Source organism: Nostoc sp. MG11, from assembly GCF_014904695.1.
Classification (GTDB): domain Bacteria; phylum Cyanobacteriota; class Cyanobacteriia; order Cyanobacteriales; family Nostocaceae; genus Komarekiella.
This window is the reverse complement of record NZ_JACXXN010000002.1, coordinates 18,203-36,709: the sequence shown is the minus strand read 5'-3', so window position 1 is coordinate 36,709 and position 18,507 is coordinate 18,203. Positions and strand designations below refer to the sequence as shown.

The following is an 18,507-nucleotide window of genomic DNA, read 5'->3' as shown; positions in this document are numbered from 1 at the left end:
TTTGCCGATGCCGCCTAATGTTGCCCATCACCCGCCTTAAATTTAGTGCCATTCGGGTATGGGGTATTGGGCATTAGGGATATCGCCTATGGAATAGTTCCGCTACCCTAAAAACAAAAAAACCCGGTTTAGCGGGTTAAGCATAAACAAAACTATGAATAATGAAAACTTGAGTTAGCCGAAATACTTCATTTCAGCTTCCAGTTGACGAATCAGGCTTTCGTTACCCTGCGCTCTAGCAACTTGTAAGCGATGCTCTAGGCTTCTTTGAATATTCACTCTGTGAACTTCTCTTGCTTTTCTTGTAGCTTGTAGTCTGCTGTTGGCCATAATGATTACCTCTTTAATTTTATCTTTATGTCGCGTAATCCTAACATAACATAAATTTAGTAGCTGTTGTTACAGAAAAATATGATTTCTTTTAATTTGCTGAGCTAGCCGTGTCTGAAAAGCAGATAAATCAACCACTCCTCACCCTGCTGAGCGATTTTGGCGATCGCGATGGGTATGTAGGCGTGATCAAAGGAGTCATAGCTCAAATCAACCCCAATTTAATTGTGGTGGACTTAACGCACCAGATTCCACCGCAAAACATCGCCGCAGCTAGGTTTTGCCTGATGAATGCTTATGCATATTTCCCAGTTGGGACAGTACATGTAGCGGTGGTAGATCCGGGTGTGGGAGGTAAGCGACGGGCGATCGCAGTAGAGTTTGCTCAAGGTTTTTTAGTCGGCCCAGATAATGGTATCTTCAGTGGGGTACTAAGTCAAAGTCCTGCGATCGCTGCTGTTGAACTCACAAACCCTGATTATTGGAGAACGCCTCAACCAAGCAAGACTTTTCACGGTAGAGATATCTTTGCACCAGTAGGAGCCAATCTTGCTAATGGTGTTCCTCTCAAACAGCTTGGACGAGAAATTAATCCCACAGATTTGGTACAACTGGATATAAACTATTGTAACGAAACACCAACTGGTATGGCGGGTTGCATTCAATACATTGATCACTTTGGCAACTTAGTGAGCAACATTCCAAGGAGTTGCGTGCAAGGCAAAACTTGGAGTGTGCAAGTCGCTGGGTTGACTATACCTGGATGTGAAACTTACGCTGATGTCAATGTTGGAGAAGCGATCGCTTTAATTGGCAGTCATGGCTGGGTAGAAATTGCTATTAATAGCGGTAATGCTCATTTACAGTTACAGATTAACTGGCAAGATACGTTACAAGTCTTATTTTTATAAGAAATAACTAAGCTCCAAAGTGCTTGTTACTCCTACCTGTTGCAAGCGAAGAAATATTATGATGCTAAGTTAGCCTGATTGCCCATCATAATAAAAGTAACCAGTCAGTAAATTCCCTTCGCACTTGACAAGGGAATCAGCAGCGCAAACTACTGGCTATCCTTACTCATTGCTTTTATATGACTACGCAAACACTATCCGCACCAGAAATTTATCAAGGTCAGTTCGGGGAATTTACAATTACTCAGAGCGATCGCACCGGCGTAATTATTTATCGTGCTGGTTTAATGGTAGCTGCACTTAGCTTTGCCATCGGCAGCGCTTTGGTTTTGCTCAACAATAACCCGAATGTTTTCACCACACTGACGCTGTTATATGCCTGCTTTAGTCTCGCTCTCGGTGTCAGTTTATTTACCATTCATATCTACATGGCATCACTACACCGATTGTTGCAAATTTTTTGGGCGATCGGTAGCATTACAGCTGTAGCCTTCGCCCTGGCTAGTAGTGAACCTTTGGCTCTTACTGTTTACAATCATCCCGTTACTTTATTCGGAGTTGGTTTTACTTTCGTTGCTTTAACAGGCATTTATTTCAAAGAAGCTTTTTGCTTTAATCGTCTGGAAACCAAGGTATTAACTATTACTGTACCACTACTATTATTAGGACATTTAGTGGGCATTATACCAACTCAAGCAGAACAGATTTTATTAGGAGTTTGGGCAATTTTGTTTCTAGTATTTGCTTTGCGTAAAGTAGTGCAAGCAATTCCTCCTGATATCGGCGATAAATCTGTATTTGCTTATTTGAAAAATCAAAGCTCAGTAAAGGCTTAATGCAGAGAAGATCTCACAAATATCTAAAAATTCCCAAATTTCGGCTACTTAAACGCCAACAAATCTGGACACTTACGGCTCAGGGATGGTTGATATTTATTGCTACTGCCGCTTCTTTAATATTCTTGCTAATTACTCATATCCACCCATTTCTAGCCGTAAATTCTCCCATCAAAACAGCAGATGCATTAGTTGTTGAAGGATGGGTACCAGACTATGGAATACAACAAGCTTTGACTGAGTTTAATAGTGGTTCTTATCGCCTAATTATTACTACAGGAAGCAGCATAGATAGAGGAAGTTATCTGATTGGATACAAAAACTTTGCAGAAGTTTCAGCCGCTACCTTCAAAAAGCTCGGTTTAGCATCAGAGAAAGTGATAGCTGTTCCTACTCCTTCTGTTATCAAGAATCGTAGTTATGCATCTGCTGCCGAGTTTCGCCGCTGGCTATCTAATTCAGATATCAAGATAAAATCAATTAATCTTCTCTCCTGGGACGTTCATTCCCGTAGGAGTTGGCTGTTATTCAAACAAATACTTGCTCCCCAAATTAAAGTGGGTGTAATTGCAGCCAAAAACAATAATTACGATCCAAGTAAGTGGTGGGTTTCTAGCGAAGGTGTGCGGACAATCATGTCAGAAACTATCGCTTATATTTATGCTCGGTTTTTCAATTGGAAAGCATAGGAGATAAGTCGCTTCGCTCTAATTCATAATTCATAATTTGTAATTTGTAATGGGTTATGCCACGCTGCGCTCTAAGCGTAGCTATGCCGGAGGCTTTACGTAATTCGTCATTTGTCATTAATTATTCTTTCCCCTACCCCCCTGCTATCCATGCACACAAACAGAAAAGCCTAATTTGGGGAATACTCAAACCAGTAGGCGTGAGGATGGAATTGTGGTAGAAGAGGGTGCGTATTGGCTAGCTTGGTCGCAAATTTCTGGGATTGGCCCGGTATTGCTGCGACGGTTGCAACAGCATTTCGGTACGCTAGCAATAGCTTGGAAAGCTAGCAAGGCTCAATTGGGAGAAGTTGAAGGTTTTGGCTTTCAGACATTGGAAAAAGTAGTACAACAGCGATCGCGTCTACACCCAGAAAATCTATTCATCAAACATCAGCAAGAAAACTCGCATTTCTGGACACCAGCAGATACAGATTATCCCCGTTTGCTGCTGGAAACTCCTAGCCCACCGCCAATTTTGTACTATCGCGGTGAAGTTGAACTGCAAGAAAATCTGGGACAAAAACCACTGGTTGGGATTGTGGGGACACGCCAACCATCGGAGTATGGTATTCGTTGGACTCGCCAAATTAGCACAGCTTTGGCTAAAAATGGTTTTACAGTTGTTTCTGGTATGGCGGAGGGAATTGACACAGAAAGCCATACCGCCGCGATGAAAGCAGGTGGACGGACGATCGCTGTTTTAGGTACTGGTGTAGATGTCATCTATCCACACAAAAATCGAGATCTGTACAAACATATTTTGACTGCTGGGTTAGTTGTGAGTGAATATCCAACAAAAACCCCACCCGATCGCACTCACTTTCCTCGCCGCAACCGGATTATTGCAGGTTTAAGCCGTGCCATCTTGGTAATGGAAGCACCTTTGAAATCTGGTGCTTTAATTACAGCTACCTATGCAAATGAATTTGGTCGAGATGTCTATGCACTACCTGGAAGGCTAGATGATAACCCGGCTCAAGGTTGTTTAAAGTTACTAAATCAAGGAGCTTCTTTTATTCTTAAGGAAATAGACGAACTGTTAACTATGTTGGGAGCAGTTCCACAACTTGATGTAATGGAGGTATCACCAATATTTGAGCAGTTAAGTTTGCCTGATTTATCGCCAGAACTACAAAGGGTAATGGATGCACTTACTTGTGATGCTCTACCCTTTGATTTTATTGTTCAACAAACAGATTTGCCTGCTAGCTCAGTTTCCAGTGCTTTATTACAGTTGGAACTTATGGGTTTAATTTCCCAACTGCCAGGAATGCGGTATCAGAAAAGTTAAAAGTTTAAGATATATTAATTTTTAAATATGAGAATTGCTCTATGACAAAATAAATTGTATGGAATTTTATTTGGATAAATTTGCCAAGTTTGTCAATGAGCCAACTGGGTATTAATAGTGTGAAATATCTTGATTATAAGTCAATAAATTTATTCATGATATTTCCAGTATCCAACATTTAATCCTACGCTCAAGTACTTTGAAAAACTCGAAATGGTACTAGCAGCGGAATTTATTATCGGTGAGTTAGGTATTTAAGACGACAATTTCCTGAATTGCCGTCTTAAATACCAACTGATGTTCTCTTTATTTAGATGAACCACAAATCATGAATTTAATAATTAGATCTTTGGCTCGCGAAGTTGTCAAAGGGCCTATAGGACAAGTTCTGTTTTTTGGGAATGCTCGTTTTTGTCCGATTTGCCAAAGCAATTTGCGATCTTTTCTACCATATGGCTATCCCCGCAGACTGGATGTTAGGTGTCCTATCTGCGATTCAGTAGAAAGACATCGACTAATTTGGTTATTCTTTCAAAAGAAAACTAATCTTTTTGATTCAAATCAGAAAAAAATGCTCCACGTTGCACCAGAAGGGTGTTTAGCTACTCGACTGAGTGGAATGCAGAATTTAGAATATTTGTCCGCAGATATTGATAATCCTGCCGCTATGGTAAAGATGGATATTACGAATATTCAATATCCAGATAATACTTTTGATGTAATTTATTGCAGCCACGTTCTTGAACACGTTTTAGATGATCGCAAGGCAATGCGCGAATTTTATCGGGTCTTAACTTATGAAGGTTGGGCTGTCCTACAAGTACCAATAATGTTAGAAACTACTTATGAAGATCCAGCAATTATAGATCCTTCTGAAAGAGCAAAAGCATTTGGTCAATCCGATCACGTTAGATGCTACGGTCAAGATTACGAGCAACGTCTAATTGATGCTGGATTTAACGTCAAACGTATTAAAGTTACTGAAGTTGTTAAGCAGGAGGAAATAGAATGGATGAGAATTGATGAAAATGAAGATATTTTCTTTTGCACTAAGTCATAGACTCATAAAATCCTAAATTATCTTGGGGGATAATATTGGGGATTCATCGCTGGAGATGGATAACCATTTATGGGTGTAGTACTTCCCATGCCATTGGGTGGAGGAGCTATTATTGGAGACTGATAGCCGCTGATGGGCATATTAGTTGTTGTAGGGTTGGGGAGAGGAGGAGTTATAACTGGGGATTGATAACTAGTTCCAGGTATGGTAGTCGGCGTATTATTTGGTGTGACAGCATTTTGGCTAAATTGTTCGTAAGCAGCACGAGAAATTGAGCTAATCAGTTTTTCGGCGCGAGGATCGTTGGTGGGGCGTTGTACCATGACAGCGGCTATGTAGCGCTTGCCAGTTGGGATATCAACCAAACCGGCATCCGCCAGCATTGTCCCAATATCGCCCGTTTTGTGGTATATCCTTGCACCTGTGCCTAAACCGGATGGCAGTAAATTATCTTTCTCAGTTCGGCGCATGATATCAAGGATTAGATCGCGCGATCGCATACTCACCAAATTACCCTGATTCACAATAGCGATCAAATTCCCCAATTCTTTGGGACTGGTAGTATTTGTCCCTTGTAAATCTGGAAGTTGATTACGAATTGTTGTGGTTGTCAATCCCCAACTGCGAAAACGTTGGTTTAGCACCTCCATGCCTCCCATATGGGCAATTAATATATTTGTCGCTGTGTTGTCGCTGATTGTAATCATTTTAGTTGCGACTTCTAAAGCGGAGTACTTAGTTCCTGCTGGTTTGTATTGCAGATTTCCTGAGCCGCCAGCCATCATTTCCTGTTGCATGGTCAGCATTTCATCTAGGCGGATTTTCCCGGCATCTACATCTTGGAAAAAAGCAATCAGAATCGGCACTTTAATCGTGCTAGCCGCTGGAAAACTGGCGGAACCATTCACATCCACGTAAGCCCCAGTGTCTAAATCTACTAAGAATGCTCCAGGTGTTAGATCTGAGTTAGCTGCTGCCAGATTTTGCACAGCATTTTTTAGGGAAGTAATTTCTTGGGAGAGATATAAACTCGAAACTGATTGATTTTGGGTAGGTTGTGGTTGCGATCGCCCAACACCAACATTAGTATTAGATTGCCCCGACGAAGTTGTGCTGATCCGATTAGCAGGGTCTAATATTGACAACACTGTGCCGATAATCGCGCCAATACCAACTCCCACAATTAATAATCGCAGGACGTACAACATAGTTCTTGCCATTGGCTTTAACCGCGTCTTACGCGATACTGGTCTGCCTTTTTTCGGCAACAACTGCTTTTCTACACGCACTGTTTTTGACTTGACAGCACCCGGTTTCAAGGGTGGAATCTTCCCCTTTGCAGTCGGAATTGGTTTCACTGCTGCTGGCATGACTAACCCCTTAACCCTCCGTGTACCAGTAGGGATTGAGGGAGGACTGATACCATTTTTTGGGCGTGTTAACCCTACATCTCCACCAGTAGCACTCTGTTGCTGGTTTTTCACTTTCTTCTGTCCCACTTTTTGAATGAGTGGACGCTGGCGACTATTTAAAGGTTGACGCCGCGAGAAAGCTGTTAGTTTGTCACTCGACTCTGACACCGCTACTCCTTGTGACACGCTTGACTTTATTTATTGCAGATTCCTGACCCAAAACTTAATCTTCAAATACTTTGATACTCAAATCCTCTCTGCTACTAAGTAGCATTTTTGTGTTTATAAGTCTAAGCCATATTCTTCGTTTTGGGAGATGATTGGATACATATTAAACAATGAGTTACAAGTTTTCACTATCAATCTGGTTTTTAAGCGCCCATTCAACCTGATGCATAATCCCGCGGAGCATTGCTACTTCGCCTGTTTCCAGGTGAGCGCGATTGTACAGTTGGCGGAATTTTTCCATACGACTAGCTGCCGTATGCGGATAAAGATAACCTATTTTCAACAGTAGCGATTCTAGTTGCTGGTAGTATGCTTCCACAACATCCAAAGGTGCGAGATCAGATTGAGATTGGGTCTGAGTCTCAGGTAACTCTGCACATTGTGCCAGTTCATAACAGCAGATTGCCACAGCAGTAGCCAAATTCAGAGATAGATAATTCTGATTTGTGGGAATGCAAACAAACCGCTGAGCATAATTTAATTCTTCATTGCTTAATCCCCGGTCTTCCCTGCCAAAAATTAGGGCTGCGGGTTTTTCTGGTTCCTCCAGTAACCAGGGTAACGCAGTGCGAGGGTTTTCTAAAGGCATTTCCCAACTCCGAACGCGCCCGGTGGTGGCGATCGCCCGTACACATCCCTGCAACGCTTCTGGTAAAGTTGCTACCAATACCGCAGATTCTAAAATTTCTTTAGCATGGACTGCCATCTTTAAAGCTTCCATCGACAGCGGATTGCACTGAGGATTTACTAATACTAAATGATGTAGTCCGAAATTTTTCATGACTCTGGCAATCGCCCCAACATTTAAGGGCCCAGCTGGCTCTACCAACACAATTCTTAACCCAGCTAAGCTCATGTTTTGCCTCCTGCGATCGCACTAAAGAAATAATTATAAGGGTGCTTTCAAACAAGTGTGTCCCTGTCCCCATTGTAAACGTGGCACATTGCCCAACTGGACACGATATAATTCTCTCTTTGCCCGAGTTACCGACATCTAAATGCCCGTACTAGGGTTAATCTTTCTCCGCCATGCAACAAATCGCTTCAATGCTGTAAAGGTGGAGATTGAGGAGAGTTTACCATCACGGGGTGGGAGAAAACGCGCGATCGCTAAAGATGACTTTAAAAGCAAGTCAGCGATTTTTTTACCACTAGAAGCTCAGTATGATGCTCTGCTGAATTTGGCAGAAAAAGCAGATATTGGCAGTGCCATTAATACAGCGATGAAAGCCATTGAGGATGAAGTCGAGATGTTGCAGGGGGTGTTGCCAAAAGATTACACCAGTTTTGAGCAAGATTTGCTGTACAACTTGGTGCGAATTTTTGACCGGGAAGAGTTACGCACGGCGACGGGTGATGTGTTTGGGCGAATTTACGAGTATTTTCTGAATAAGTTTGCTATGAGTGGCGCGCAGGAAGGAGGGGAATTTTTTACACCACCTTCTTTGGTACGCACAATTGTAAATATGATTGAACCTGACCGGGGAAATGTCCTAGACCCAGCTTGCGGGAGTGCGGGTATGTTTGTGCAGACGGGGCATTTTCTCGAAAATCGCGGTGATGATGCAGCAAAAACTTCTGTGGGCGACTTTACCGACTTGAGGGGAGTTTCCAAGACAGCCGCAAAAATTACTTTTTACGGACAGGAAAAGTCTGATACTAATACGCGTCTATCGCGGATGAACCCAGCAGTACATGCTTTAGAAGGGATCATTCGCCAGAATAATACTTTTTACGATCGCTGGGAAGAGTTGCTGGGAAAATGTGATTTTGTCATGTCTAACCCGCCGTTTAATGTCGATGGAGTAAGTCCAGAGAAGGTGAAGACTGACCCTCGATTGTTTAGTGACAAAAAGATACCGGGGATTGCTGCAAAAACTAAAGCTGTGAGTAATGAAAATTACTTATAAATACAGTATTTTTACAGTTTTTAAATGAGCGAGGTAGGGCGGGGTTTGTGATGGCAAGTTATGCTTCTGATGCGGGACATGGAGAAAAGGAAATTCGAGAAGAGTTGATCGCCACTCAAGCAGTGGATATGATTATCTCTATTGGCACAAACTTTTTTTACACAAAATCTCTACCTTGTACCTTGTGGTTTTTTGACAAGGGAAAACCAGCGGAACGCAAAGACAAGGTGTTGATGATTGATGCGCGGAATGTTTACCGGGTAGTGACGCGCAAAATCCGCGATTTTAGTGAAGAACAGCTCCAGAATATCACTGCGATCGCTTGGTTGTATCGCGGTCAGCAAGAACGTTATTTAGGGTTGGTGCGGGAATATTTAAACAAAACGCATCAAAAAGCGGGGACTATTGAAGATGTACTAACTCAGTTAGAGTCACCCTTAGCTAAGTTGATGCAATTATTGCAGATTTTTAGCGATCATCTTGGTGCTTCCCTTCCTTTATTAAAGGAGTTACCGCAAGCTGAGGAATTAGTTGCTGAAGATATTGCCAATGAGAATGTAGAGACTTTCCGCGCTACTTTATTAGAGTTGGAGACGGGAATTAAAGAATTTGCTGCGGCGAGACAAGATTTAATTAGTGAATTACAAATGCATCTTGCGTGCTTTGTAACTCAAACTGAATCACTGTCTACTAACGAAGCGCAAAAAGACTGTGCAGCAAAGTTTGTACAATTTATTCCGCAATTGAAAACTCTGCAAAAGCACATCAACGAAGTGCATAAACTCGCCACCCGTGCTGTGGAACTTGCAGAGAAAAAGCTAGACGCGCGTAAACAAGAAAGTTGGGACGCGAAAGAAATAAAAAAACAACGTGATGTACTTGATATAGGTCGAGATACGGCTATTTCTGCTATTAAGTCTACGCTGTATTTGAAAGCGCAAGTCACCTGGTTACAAACTCGGTTTCCCGAAGCGGTGTTTGTGGATGTACCGGGGTTGTGTAAATTGGTAACTCGTGATGAAATTGCCAAGCAGGATAGTAGTTTAACACCTGGGCGATATGTGGGTGTGACAGCTTTGGATGGGGAAGATGAGGATGATTTTGAGGAGAGAATGCGGGAAATTCATTTAGAGTTGGCGAGTTTGAATGAGGAGGCGGTGGAGTTAGCGGCGGCTATTGCGGCGAATTTTGAGGAGTTGGGGATATGACGTGGGCTGAGCGTAAACTCGATGAACTAGGATATGTGTCTAGAGGTAGGTCTCGTCATAGACCGCATGATGATGAGTCTCTGTATGGAGGAAATTATCCTTTTATTCAGACCGGAGACGTAAAGCACTCTCATTTTTATATTAGATCTTATACACAAACATACAATGAAAAAGGATTATCTCAAAGCCGTCTTTGGTCAGCAGGTACTTTATGTATAACAATTGCAGCAAATATTGCTGACACAGCTATTCTTTCTTTCAATGCTTGTTTTCCATACAGTATCATTGGATTTATAGCTAATCCTCATATATGTGATGTGCGATATATCAAATACTTCTTTGATACTGTACAAGCACGATACAAACAGATTGCACAAGGTGCTGCTCAGGATAATTTGAGTCTACAAAAACTGCTAACTTTTTCGATATTGACTCCGCCACTTACAACCCAACAACGCATAGCTGACATCCTCTCAACATACGACAATCTCATCGACAACAACAACCGCCGAATAGCACTGCTGCAAGAGTCTATCCACCAGCTTTACAAAGAATGGTTTGTGCGTCTGCACTTCCCTGGCTACGAGTCGGTGAAGGTAGTTGATGGCATTCCAGAGGGGTGGAATCGTATAGATTTTAGTGAAGCTTTAATACTTCAGAGAGGTTTTGATCTTCCAAGCAAAGACCGAAAATCTGGAGATATCCCTGTATATGCATCAACTGGAATTAATGGATTTCATGATACACCTAAAGTAAAAGCTCCTGGTATTGTAACCGGAAGAAGTGGAACTGTAGGAACTGTAATGTACATACATAAAGACTTCTGGCCCTTGAACACCACGCTTTAGGTAAAGGAGTTTAAAAAAGTTACGCTACCTTTTACCTATTGTCTACTCTCACAGATGGATCTAAGCAGTTATCAAGCAGGTACAGCAGTGCCAACTTTAAATAGAAATGTAATCCACGGAGTTAAAATTCTTATTCCTGATGAGCAGCTTCAGCATAAATTTAATAATTTTGCAAATTCAGTTCTTATAGAAATTGAATTGCTGAAAAAATATAATAATGACCTTAGCCAAGCCCGCGATTTATTCCTCCCTCGCATCCTGAATGGAAGCATAGCAGCGTAATTCAGAGATTTTCCTGCTACTATAGTACAAATTAACCAGCAATTAACTAGCGGGTAGCATCGCCATAGGAGAGGTGCAATTGTCTAAGGAGTATATATTTTATTGTGACGAATCGATTGACAAAGGACGTTTCTTTTCTCACTTTTATGGTGGTGCGTTGGTACGTTCTCAGGACTTGCGCGAAGTTCAAAAAGCTTTAATAGCTAAGAAAAATGATTTAAATTTGTACAACGAGGTTAAATGGTCAAAATTAACCGATCAATATCTATATAAATATATTTATTTGATGGAAGCGTTTTTTGACTTCATCGAAGCTGATATCATCAAAATCAGAATTATGTTTACTCAAAATTGTAATATTCCTAACAATTTAAGTCCTCAGTAGGATCATAATGAGTATTTTTTACTTTACTATCAATTTATTAAACACGTTTTCGGATTGCAACACTCTAACTCAGAACAGGAAAGAATAAGAGTTAGACTTTATCTAGATGACCTTCCTGATACACGAGAAAAAGCAGCCAGCTTTAAAAACTTTTTGCTCGGCTTAAATAAAAATCCTCAATTCCAAAGTGCAGGTATTTTCCTTGATAAAAATCAGATGGCTGAGGTTAAATCACACGATCATCCAGTATTACAATGCTTAGACGTAGTTTTAGGAGCAATGTAGTTTCGCCTAAACAACAAGCATAAAGAAAAACCTGATGGAGCAAGATTTCGTGCCAAGCGTACAATTGCTAAAGAGAAACTATATATTCACATTTACCAGCGCATTAGCAAGATATATCCACGTTTTAATATAGGAGTCAGTACAAGATTACTGCTGTGCGGATGCACGAACTTATCCATAAATACTGGAGGCAAACGATACAAATACAGAAACAATTAGTTAAACAAGCCGCTGATGAACAAGAGGAGATGGAGTATCAGCAACATTTGCAATGGTTGCAGTCAACAGAATATTTAGTCGTTATCAGCGAAGCCCAAAACGAAGTTAAAACTTTCAAAGATTGGGGTTTAGATATAGTTCCCCATCGTCAGATTATCAAAAGTCTCAATCTAGAGGAAGAATTTAAAAACGAGAAATACTCCTTCCGTTTTGCCATTGTCTGCGCCATGTGGTTAACTGGCTTTGATATCCCTAGCCTTGCGACCCTCTACGTCGATAAACCCTTACAAGGACATACTCTCATGCAAGCGATCGCCCGTGCAAACCGCGTCCATGAAGGTAAAAATAACGGCTTGTTAATTGATTACAACGGTATTACAACGGTATTTTAACAAGTCTCCGTATATCCTTGACAAAGTGCCTTCAACGCCGCCTTTTCACATTAATCTGTCATTGGTGACAGATAATTTGTCACTATATAATAGATGGACGTAACTGGATTCGAACCAGTGACCTCTACGATGTCAACGTAGCGCTCTAACCAACTGAGCTATACGTCCTTAACCACACAATTATCAAATATAGCATACATTTCCCTGAGAAGCCAAGATTAAAAGCAGGAATCAGGCGATGCCTAGGTTGGGCTACGCCTACGCCATAACATAACGTAACTGATCCTTTATTTCGGCTGTAGCGAGTTATTTTGAGGGTTTTTATGTAGAATTTTTCAGTTAATTTTGTGTAAAAACGCCATATTTAAGATAATTAACACTTGGTTTATTATTCCCAAATGCAGATGTAAATCCCAACGTTAATGCGATTTTTTGCTAATGATACAAATTACATATAACCATTGTTACTATTTAATGGAAAGCTGGAAAACTATCTATCCTACTGACAATTACTTTACCCTGGTTGGTATATAACTCTAGATAGTGAAAAATTGATAGTAAGTATAGTTAATATTTATCAAGTGGATAAAAACGATTTTAATAGATAGAATGTCAACTGCTTTAATTACTGGCGCATCTAGTGGTATTGGTAAAGCCTTTGCTAAAGAACTAGCTGCACGCAATACAAATCTTGTTCTTGTTGCTCGTTCTGAAGAAAAACTAAACCTATTAGCTAAAGAACTACAAGAGCAATACAAAATTCAAGTAGACGTTATTATTAAAGACCTCACAGAACCTAATGCGGCTGCCAGTGTATTTGATGCTACGAAAAATCAGGGATTAATAATTGACTTATTAATCAATAATGCTGGTTTTGGGTACTATGGAGACTTTGCCGAAGGAGATGTTGAAAGACAACTTAAAATCGTACAATTAAACATTTTGGCATTGGTAGATTTAACCCATAAGTTTCTACCCCTAATGCGCCAACGTCGTTCAGGAAGTATTATTAACGTATCCTCAATTACCGGATTTCAACCGATACCATACCTTTCTGTTTATGCCGCTAGTAAAGCTTTTATTCTCAGTTTTAGTGAGGCACTTTGGGCAGAAAATCGTGACTATGGTGTTCGAGTTTTAGTTACTTGTCCAGGGCCAATAGAAACCAACTTTTTTGCAGAAGCTAATTTTCCTCCAGCACTGGCAGAAAGTACAGATAAGGTTTATTCTGTCGAAAAAGTGGTTCAAGAATCGCTACAAGCTTTAGAAAATGGGTATCCAACTGTTATTAGTTCAGATACCACTACTCAAATCAGAAGTAAATTATCTCGGCTCGTACCACGCCAAATTTTACTAAATATGTTGGCAAAACATTTTAAAGTTGAAGAATGAGAACTTTTACCTCTACATATACCGTGTCAATTGCACTCGGTAACGGTCTTTTTTAGTGACGGCGATTTCACCAACTTCTAAACGTCCTTTACCGCGAATAGCGATTAAGTCACCTGATTTAACCTGAGAACTAGCTTGAGTAACTTCCTTCCAATTGACGCGAACATCACTGGAGTCGATTAAATCTACCATTTTGCTGCGAGACATCCCAAAACCAGCAGAGGCGATCGCATCTAACCGCAAAGAAGCCTCGACAGTGGTTAATTCTTTTTTCTTCGGTTCCCGAACTTTTAACTCGTTGATATCAATCGGCTGAGTTTTCACGCTAACCGATCGCACCTGTTTAAGACTCATTTCCAAAAATTCCGTCAACTCTGGTGCTACAATTGCTTGCGCTCCTCGTTCCCCTAAAACAATAATGTCTCCAGTCTTTTCGCGGACAATTCCCGTCCCCAACATTGCGCCTAAAAAGTCGCGGTGAGTTGCTGTGTCAAACAAGAAATTTCCAGCAATTTCTAGTACTACGAGACTAACTTGAGACTGATCTAGGGGAATTTCCGAACGCGCGATCGCTATTCTTTTGCGTTCAGCTTGCGGATATCCACCCCATGCTACCAGTTGCACTTCTGTTAAGCGACTAAACACTCGTTGAATTTCTACCAATTCTGGAGGAGATAAAAAATCCGTCAAAACCACTTCCCAAGTTTTGATGGCTTGCTCCGCTTGATCAATTACACGAGCTATACTATCTCGATTTTCTACACCTTTTAAAAGTTCTTCTCTTGGCAACATTCTGAAAAATTATGAGTTATCAGTTGAGAATTAATCTGCTAAAACTATCTTAATTCTAACTTTAATTCCCATTCCAGCAGGCTTTCATCTCTAATGTGCATTAAGCATACACCTCAGATTAACTACGAGCGATCGCCAAGTTTTAGGTATAGTTGGATAACAAATCTTGCACCTCTGACGTATGCCAATTATCAGGAACTCTCACCCCTAACAACCTCTTAACTTAAGATTTGTTTTTTATAGTAGCGGCTTGCGCCACCTCCAAAGAACAAGAAAGCAACTCAAGTCGCTATCTCGTCACATGTAAACTATGATTTATTAGCTACACGCTAGTTGTGTCAGCATAACCCTGAATATTTTCTGGCTCAAACTGACGTAAAACTCTGGTTGCTTGCCGAGTGAGAGTTTCAGAACCTTGAACTGCAATTAAGTATTTACCCGCATCCAAACGATTGCGGTAAGGCAAAGCATCACCACTTCCCACGAGTAAACCGACTCCGCCACCGACAATTACACCACCCATAGCACCACTAGCAGCACCCAACAGTCCGCCAACGATGTGATTACCAATTTCACCCGCCCAGGCAAAAGTGTCTAAACCTGTAATGAGGCTGAAGGTAAATCCTGCAAAAAAACCGAATGGTACTAGCCAGATTGTCATCAGCCGTGCTTGCTTTTTGGCTTGCTCTTTGGGGTCGATTAAACCAAACTCGTCAGCAGTTTTATACCCCTTGCCCAGGATAGTACTGTTTATGCCTTCTTTTTCTAAGGCTAAATAAGCAGCTTCAGCTTGAATACGGTCTGGTAATACAGCAACAAGGTAATTCATTGATTAACAATAGTGTCTAATAAAAGTTTTGCTTTAATTAACAGCGTAACAGTACTAGTTGCATCAATCTGTCGTTGGGCAGGGTCAGAATAAAGATGTCACTCGTCAGAAAGCTCCCATCTCCCTAAATCGAGAATAGTACAAGTTCAATCTAAATCAACCAATCACTTGAGCGAATCCAGTGGCTCACAAAAATTACTCACGCCTTGCTTGAGGACATATATCAAAACTGGCGTTGCTAAAATCTTAGGAAACGTCGGCATTGTTTTAAGGTGTTCCATCATCTTCTGAAGCGATCTGTTCAGCAATTCTTCCCGATATTCTTGTTCACAAATCACAGCACGCCATTTTCTAGCCAAAGCGTCTAACCACTCTGAATTTGCTCTTTCGGGTTGTTGTCCGGCTCGAATAGCTAGCGTCATCGCTGCATCTTCTAAATCTCCATCACAGTCTTCAATCAAGTCCAGCGCTTCTAGAGCTACGAGATCATCTGCTAATTGAGAGCGAAACTGTGCAATCTCTTGTGATGTTACTTTAGTCATGAATTCTTGACAAGGCGAGGGATTGAACACTCAGTTATGTTAGTCCAATTTTGTAATTCGTAATTCGTAATATTCGCCTCCGGCGAGAAGCAAGCTACGTAATTCGTAATTCATATCCTAAGTATTTCTGTTTTACTACACAAAACCATCCCTCTGTTTGACTTTAACTATCAGTTCAAGGCAAGAAGAAGTTTATTCAACTCACGTTTAATTACGAACTACTAATTACGTGAGGCTAACGGAGTATAGCCTATTATGAATGTGTTTTAACACAATTTTTTTTACAAAAAAAATCTTCTAACTCAGTAATTACACTAGAGTAGAAGATTTTTTTGGAGATTTTCAATTAGAAATGGTGTTTTATTCCGCGATGCCTTGAGGCAGATGCGTGGTGGTACTAGGGTAATCCTCTAGCTGTGACGGCTCGTTGTAACCGAGCTAAAGCACGGTTGTAATCCAAAATCGCTTGGACTCGATTACCTTCGGCTCTTGTCAAATCGTTTTCAGAGTTAATGACATCAGTTTGAGTACCTACACCAGCCTGGAATCGCAAACGCGCTAAACGTAGAGCTTCCCTAGCCTGTTCTAAAGCAGTATTGGCGGTTTGAACATTGTTCAAATTAGATTGCTGGGTAGAAAAAGCTTGTTCTACTTGAAAGCGGATTTGATTGCGTTGCTCAGCAAATTGAGTTTCTGCGATCGCAATATTACTTCTTGCTTGAGCCGCCCTTGCTCTTGACGCTCCCCCATCGAATAAATTCAGGCTAGCCCTCACACCCACCGAATAACCATCGGTAACGCTAACACTATCATCGAACTGATCTAGCAGATTGTAGCTGGCAACCAAACTAACTTGAGGGCCAAGCTCTGAAAGGGCTTGGCGTCGCTGTTGCTCACTAATGTTACGTTGCGCCAACTGCTGTTGCAATTCTGGACGGTTTTGAAAAGCTCGCACAATACTTTGCTCTAGCGTCTGGTTCCAAAGACCAGCTAATTGCACAGGATCAGCCGCACTGATATTTACTGACTGCGTCAAACTTAACCGAGTAGCTAACTGACGACGGGCAACTTGCTGCTCAGATATAGCCCTAGTCAGATCTTGTTGGGCATTTGCTAAATTCACCTGAGAGCGCAATACATCGAACCGAGTACCAACTCCCGCTCGTTCTAAAGCTTCTGCATCACGCAAACTAGCTTGGGAGTTCTGCACAGCCGACTGGGCAATCCTGACGTTTTCATCTGCTTGTTGCAAATTGTAGTAGTCAGTAGAAACATTCAGCCGAATTACCTCAGACTGAGTCTCTAAAGCCAACTCATCGGATCGTGCCTGTTCCTCAGCCTGTCTGATAGCAGCTTGCCGTCTCCCAGAAGTGTAGAGGTTATACGTCAGTTCGGCTTGACCGGAAAAAGCTGTACTAGCTTCATCCCCCGGCTGTGGTATACCCGTTTGCCGTTCTTGTTGTTCCAACTGAAGCTGAGTACTAGCAGACTGCTGACGAGTGATGTCCGCACCAATACTAAGATTAGGAAACAAAGCAGCTTGCTGCTCTCGTACAGCAGCTCTACTGCGTTCTAGCTGCAATATCGCTACCTGTAAATCCCGATTATTACGCCGTGCTAGCTCTAGAGCCTGTGCCAAAGTAATCGGCTCATTTCTCTCAAGTGTCACTTCCTCTGGTTTAGTGGGATATTGCAGAGGATTTGGACTGGGATTGAGATTCTCAGGAATTTGCACAGAACCGGGCGACACAGGGTTTACCGTTCCTGGCACAACAGGCGTTTGCACAGAACCGGGTGGTACAGGGTTTACCGTTCCTGGCGCACTAGGGATATTATTCTGAGCTACACGTTTTCCAGCAGTATTTTGTTGTGGGCAAGTATTTGAGGCAAAAAGTAAGTAAGTCCGAGGAGCAGTTTGGCTTTTTCCTACTTGCTGCGGACACCTATCGACTGCCAACAATTCTGCTGCTGTTACACCTGTAGCTGAAGTCTGTAAAAATGTTTGTAACTGAGTATCAACATTTTTTTTCGGAACCGCTGGCTTCTTCACAGCAGCCAGTGGCAAGATTTTTTTTGCGATAAAAGCAGGTTTTGCAGTAGAGTTGGAAACTACTATATTTTCTAATTTCTGCTTATAAGTGGCTGAATTACTCTGTTGTTGGTTTTGAGCAGAATAATTCACATCTGGCTGTTGAGAGAGATCAGAGGTAGGTGTCAAACTGAAAAATCTACCTTTATCTCTCTTAGAGACTTGTTCTATTGGTACACTAGTGTACCAAGTCACAAGCATTGGAATACTATGATTAATTAAAGGCTTTACACCGAGTTTAGTGAAACTAGGAGCAGGTACTAGGGCTGGAATACTAACATCCCCAGTATTAGGCAGTTGGGTAGTAATGATGTCCGTAACTAATGTTCGACTATAAGTAGAAGTCAAAACACTAGGAGAAGACGTTGGTTGTACCCCACTTACTTTTACAGTACCAGCCCAAGCAGGCTGGGTTGTTAAGACTGCTGCTGTCACACCAGGTAAGAAGCTATGGAATAATTGCTGTCCTTTCACCGCATCGCCTCACACGAAAATCAATCTAGCGGCAGAAACCTTTACCTCACCACAGAATATA

At 41.5% G+C, this 18,507-nt stretch carries 20 protein-coding genes and 1 tRNA gene; 13 read left to right on the top strand and 8 right to left on the bottom strand.

Annotation, left to right across the window (positions count from 1 at the left end; genetic code table 11):
• Positions 1–174: 174 nt before the first annotated feature.
• Entirely contained in the window at positions 175–330 is a 156-nt protein-coding gene (locus HCR01_RS02770; protein ID WP_193194324.1) for a hypothetical protein, read from the bottom strand.
• A gap of 110 nt (positions 331–440) precedes the next feature.
• On the opposite strand from HCR01_RS02770, the gene HCR01_RS02765 reads away from it, so the two are divergent.
• The 5 genes from HCR01_RS02765 to HCR01_RS02745 all read left to right on the top strand — a co-directional run bounded on the left by HCR01_RS02765 (position 441) and on the right by HCR01_RS02745 (position 5,159).
• The gene (locus tag HCR01_RS02765; RefSeq protein ID WP_193194322.1) at positions 441–1,241 is read left to right on the top strand and encodes an S-adenosyl-l-methionine hydroxide adenosyltransferase family protein; all 801 of its coding nucleotides are present in this window, start codon (positions 441–443) and stop codon (positions 1,239–1,241) included.
• 179 nt (positions 1,242–1,420) lie between these two features.
• On the top strand, positions 1,421–2,077 hold the full coding sequence (locus HCR01_RS02760; protein ID WP_193194320.1) for a DUF2301 domain-containing membrane protein: 657 nt from the start codon (positions 1,421–1,423) through the stop codon (positions 2,075–2,077).
• The gene (locus HCR01_RS02755) at positions 2,077–2,766 is read left to right on the top strand and encodes an ElyC/SanA/YdcF family protein (protein ID WP_193194318.1); all 690 of its coding nucleotides are present in this window, start codon (positions 2,077–2,079) and stop codon (positions 2,764–2,766) included. Before HCR01_RS02760 ends, HCR01_RS02755 begins: the two co-directional genes overlap by 1 nt.
• A 214-nt stretch (positions 2,767–2,980) precedes the next feature.
• Positions 2,981–4,099 carry a DNA-processing protein DprA gene (dprA, locus tag HCR01_RS02750; RefSeq protein ID WP_193195165.1) on the top strand — a complete coding sequence of 373 codons (1,119 nt, stop codon included), beginning with the start codon at positions 2,981–2,983 and terminating at the stop codon, positions 4,097–4,099.
• 571 nt (positions 4,100–4,670) lie between these two features.
• Positions 4,671–5,159, top strand: a complete 489-nt coding sequence (locus tag HCR01_RS02745; protein WP_226889093.1) for a class I SAM-dependent methyltransferase — start codon at positions 4,671–4,673, stop codon at positions 5,157–5,159.
• 17 nt (positions 5,160–5,176) lie between these two features.
• On the opposite strand, the gene HCR01_RS02740 is transcribed toward HCR01_RS02745, so the two are convergent.
• Together HCR01_RS02740 and HCR01_RS02735 are read right to left on the bottom strand one after the other, a co-directional pair.
• Positions 5,177–6,739: a serine hydrolase gene (locus HCR01_RS02740; protein WP_193195162.1), complete on the bottom strand. Its 1,563-nt coding sequence runs from the start codon at positions 6,737–6,739 to the stop codon at positions 5,177–5,179.
• Positions 6,740–6,914: 175 nt separating this feature from the next.
• A complete protein-coding gene (locus HCR01_RS02735) occupies positions 6,915–7,655 on the bottom strand; it encodes an RNA methyltransferase (protein WP_193194314.1) in 741 nt (246 codons plus the stop codon).
• 142 nt (positions 7,656–7,797) lie between these two features.
• Here HCR01_RS02735 and HCR01_RS39815 point away from each other — a divergent pair, with 142 nt between their 5' ends.
• From HCR01_RS39815 to HCR01_RS02705, 7 genes are all read left to right on the top strand, one after another.
• Positions 7,798–8,709: a class I SAM-dependent DNA methyltransferase gene (locus HCR01_RS39815; RefSeq protein ID WP_264299873.1), complete on the top strand. Its 912-nt coding sequence runs from the start codon at positions 7,798–7,800 to the stop codon at positions 8,707–8,709.
• A gap of 50 nt (positions 8,710–8,759) precedes the next feature.
• Positions 8,760–9,917 (top strand): SAM-dependent methyltransferase, encoded by a 1,158-nt coding sequence (locus tag HCR01_RS39810; protein WP_264299872.1) that lies wholly within the window; start codon positions 8,760–8,762, stop codon positions 9,915–9,917.
• Positions 9,914–10,765, top strand: coding sequence for a restriction endonuclease subunit S (locus HCR01_RS02725; protein ID WP_193194312.1), 852 nt, complete (start codon positions 9,914–9,916; stop codon positions 10,763–10,765). Before HCR01_RS39810 ends, HCR01_RS02725 begins: the two co-directional genes overlap by 4 nt.
• 87 nt (positions 10,766–10,852) lie before the next feature.
• Positions 10,853–11,047, top strand: a complete 195-nt coding sequence (locus HCR01_RS02720) for a hypothetical protein (RefSeq protein ID WP_193194310.1) — start codon at positions 10,853–10,855, stop codon at positions 11,045–11,047.
• 79 nt (positions 11,048–11,126) lie between these two features.
• Entirely contained in the window at positions 11,127–11,432 is a 306-nt protein-coding gene (locus HCR01_RS02715) for a DUF3800 domain-containing protein (RefSeq protein ID WP_193194308.1), read from the top strand.
• Positions 11,433–11,486: 54 nt separating this feature from the next.
• A complete protein-coding gene (locus HCR01_RS02710; protein ID WP_193194306.1) occupies positions 11,487–11,717 on the top strand; it encodes a hypothetical protein in 231 nt (76 codons plus the stop codon).
• A 161-nt stretch (positions 11,718–11,878) separates the two neighbouring features.
• Positions 11,879–12,328, top strand: coding sequence for a UvrB domain 3-containing protein (locus HCR01_RS02705; protein WP_193194304.1), 450 nt, complete (start codon positions 11,879–11,881; stop codon positions 12,326–12,328).
• Positions 12,329–12,422: 94 nt separating this feature from the next.
• On the opposite strand, the gene HCR01_RS02700 is transcribed toward HCR01_RS02705, so the two are convergent.
• Positions 12,423–12,496: transfer RNA gene (locus HCR01_RS02700), tRNA-Val, on the bottom strand.
• 441 nt (positions 12,497–12,937) lie between these two features.
• Between HCR01_RS02700 and HCR01_RS02695 the strand changes: the two genes are divergently transcribed.
• A complete protein-coding gene (locus tag HCR01_RS02695; protein WP_193194302.1) occupies positions 12,938–13,720 on the top strand; it encodes an SDR family NAD(P)-dependent oxidoreductase in 783 nt (260 codons plus the stop codon).
• 12 nt (positions 13,721–13,732) lie between these two features.
• On the opposite strand, the gene HCR01_RS02690 is transcribed toward HCR01_RS02695, so the two are convergent.
• The 4 genes from HCR01_RS02690 to HCR01_RS02675 form a co-directional block, all read right to left on the bottom strand.
• Positions 13,733–14,512, bottom strand: a complete 780-nt coding sequence (locus HCR01_RS02690) for a photosystem II S4 domain protein (RefSeq protein WP_193194300.1) — start codon at positions 14,510–14,512, stop codon at positions 13,733–13,735.
• 322 nt (positions 14,513–14,834) lie between these two features.
• On the bottom strand, positions 14,835–15,341 hold the full coding sequence (locus HCR01_RS02685) for a hypothetical protein (RefSeq protein WP_193194298.1): 507 nt from the start codon (positions 15,339–15,341) through the stop codon (positions 14,835–14,837).
• 164 nt (positions 15,342–15,505) lie between these two features.
• The gene (locus HCR01_RS02680; protein ID WP_193194296.1) at positions 15,506–15,883 is read right to left on the bottom strand and encodes a hypothetical protein; all 378 of its coding nucleotides are present in this window, start codon (positions 15,881–15,883) and stop codon (positions 15,506–15,508) included.
• A gap of 397 nt (positions 15,884–16,280) precedes the next feature.
• A complete protein-coding gene (locus tag HCR01_RS02675; RefSeq protein WP_193194294.1) occupies positions 16,281–18,446 on the bottom strand; it encodes a TolC family protein in 2,166 nt (721 codons plus the stop codon).
• Positions 18,447–18,507: the final 61 nt, after the last annotated feature.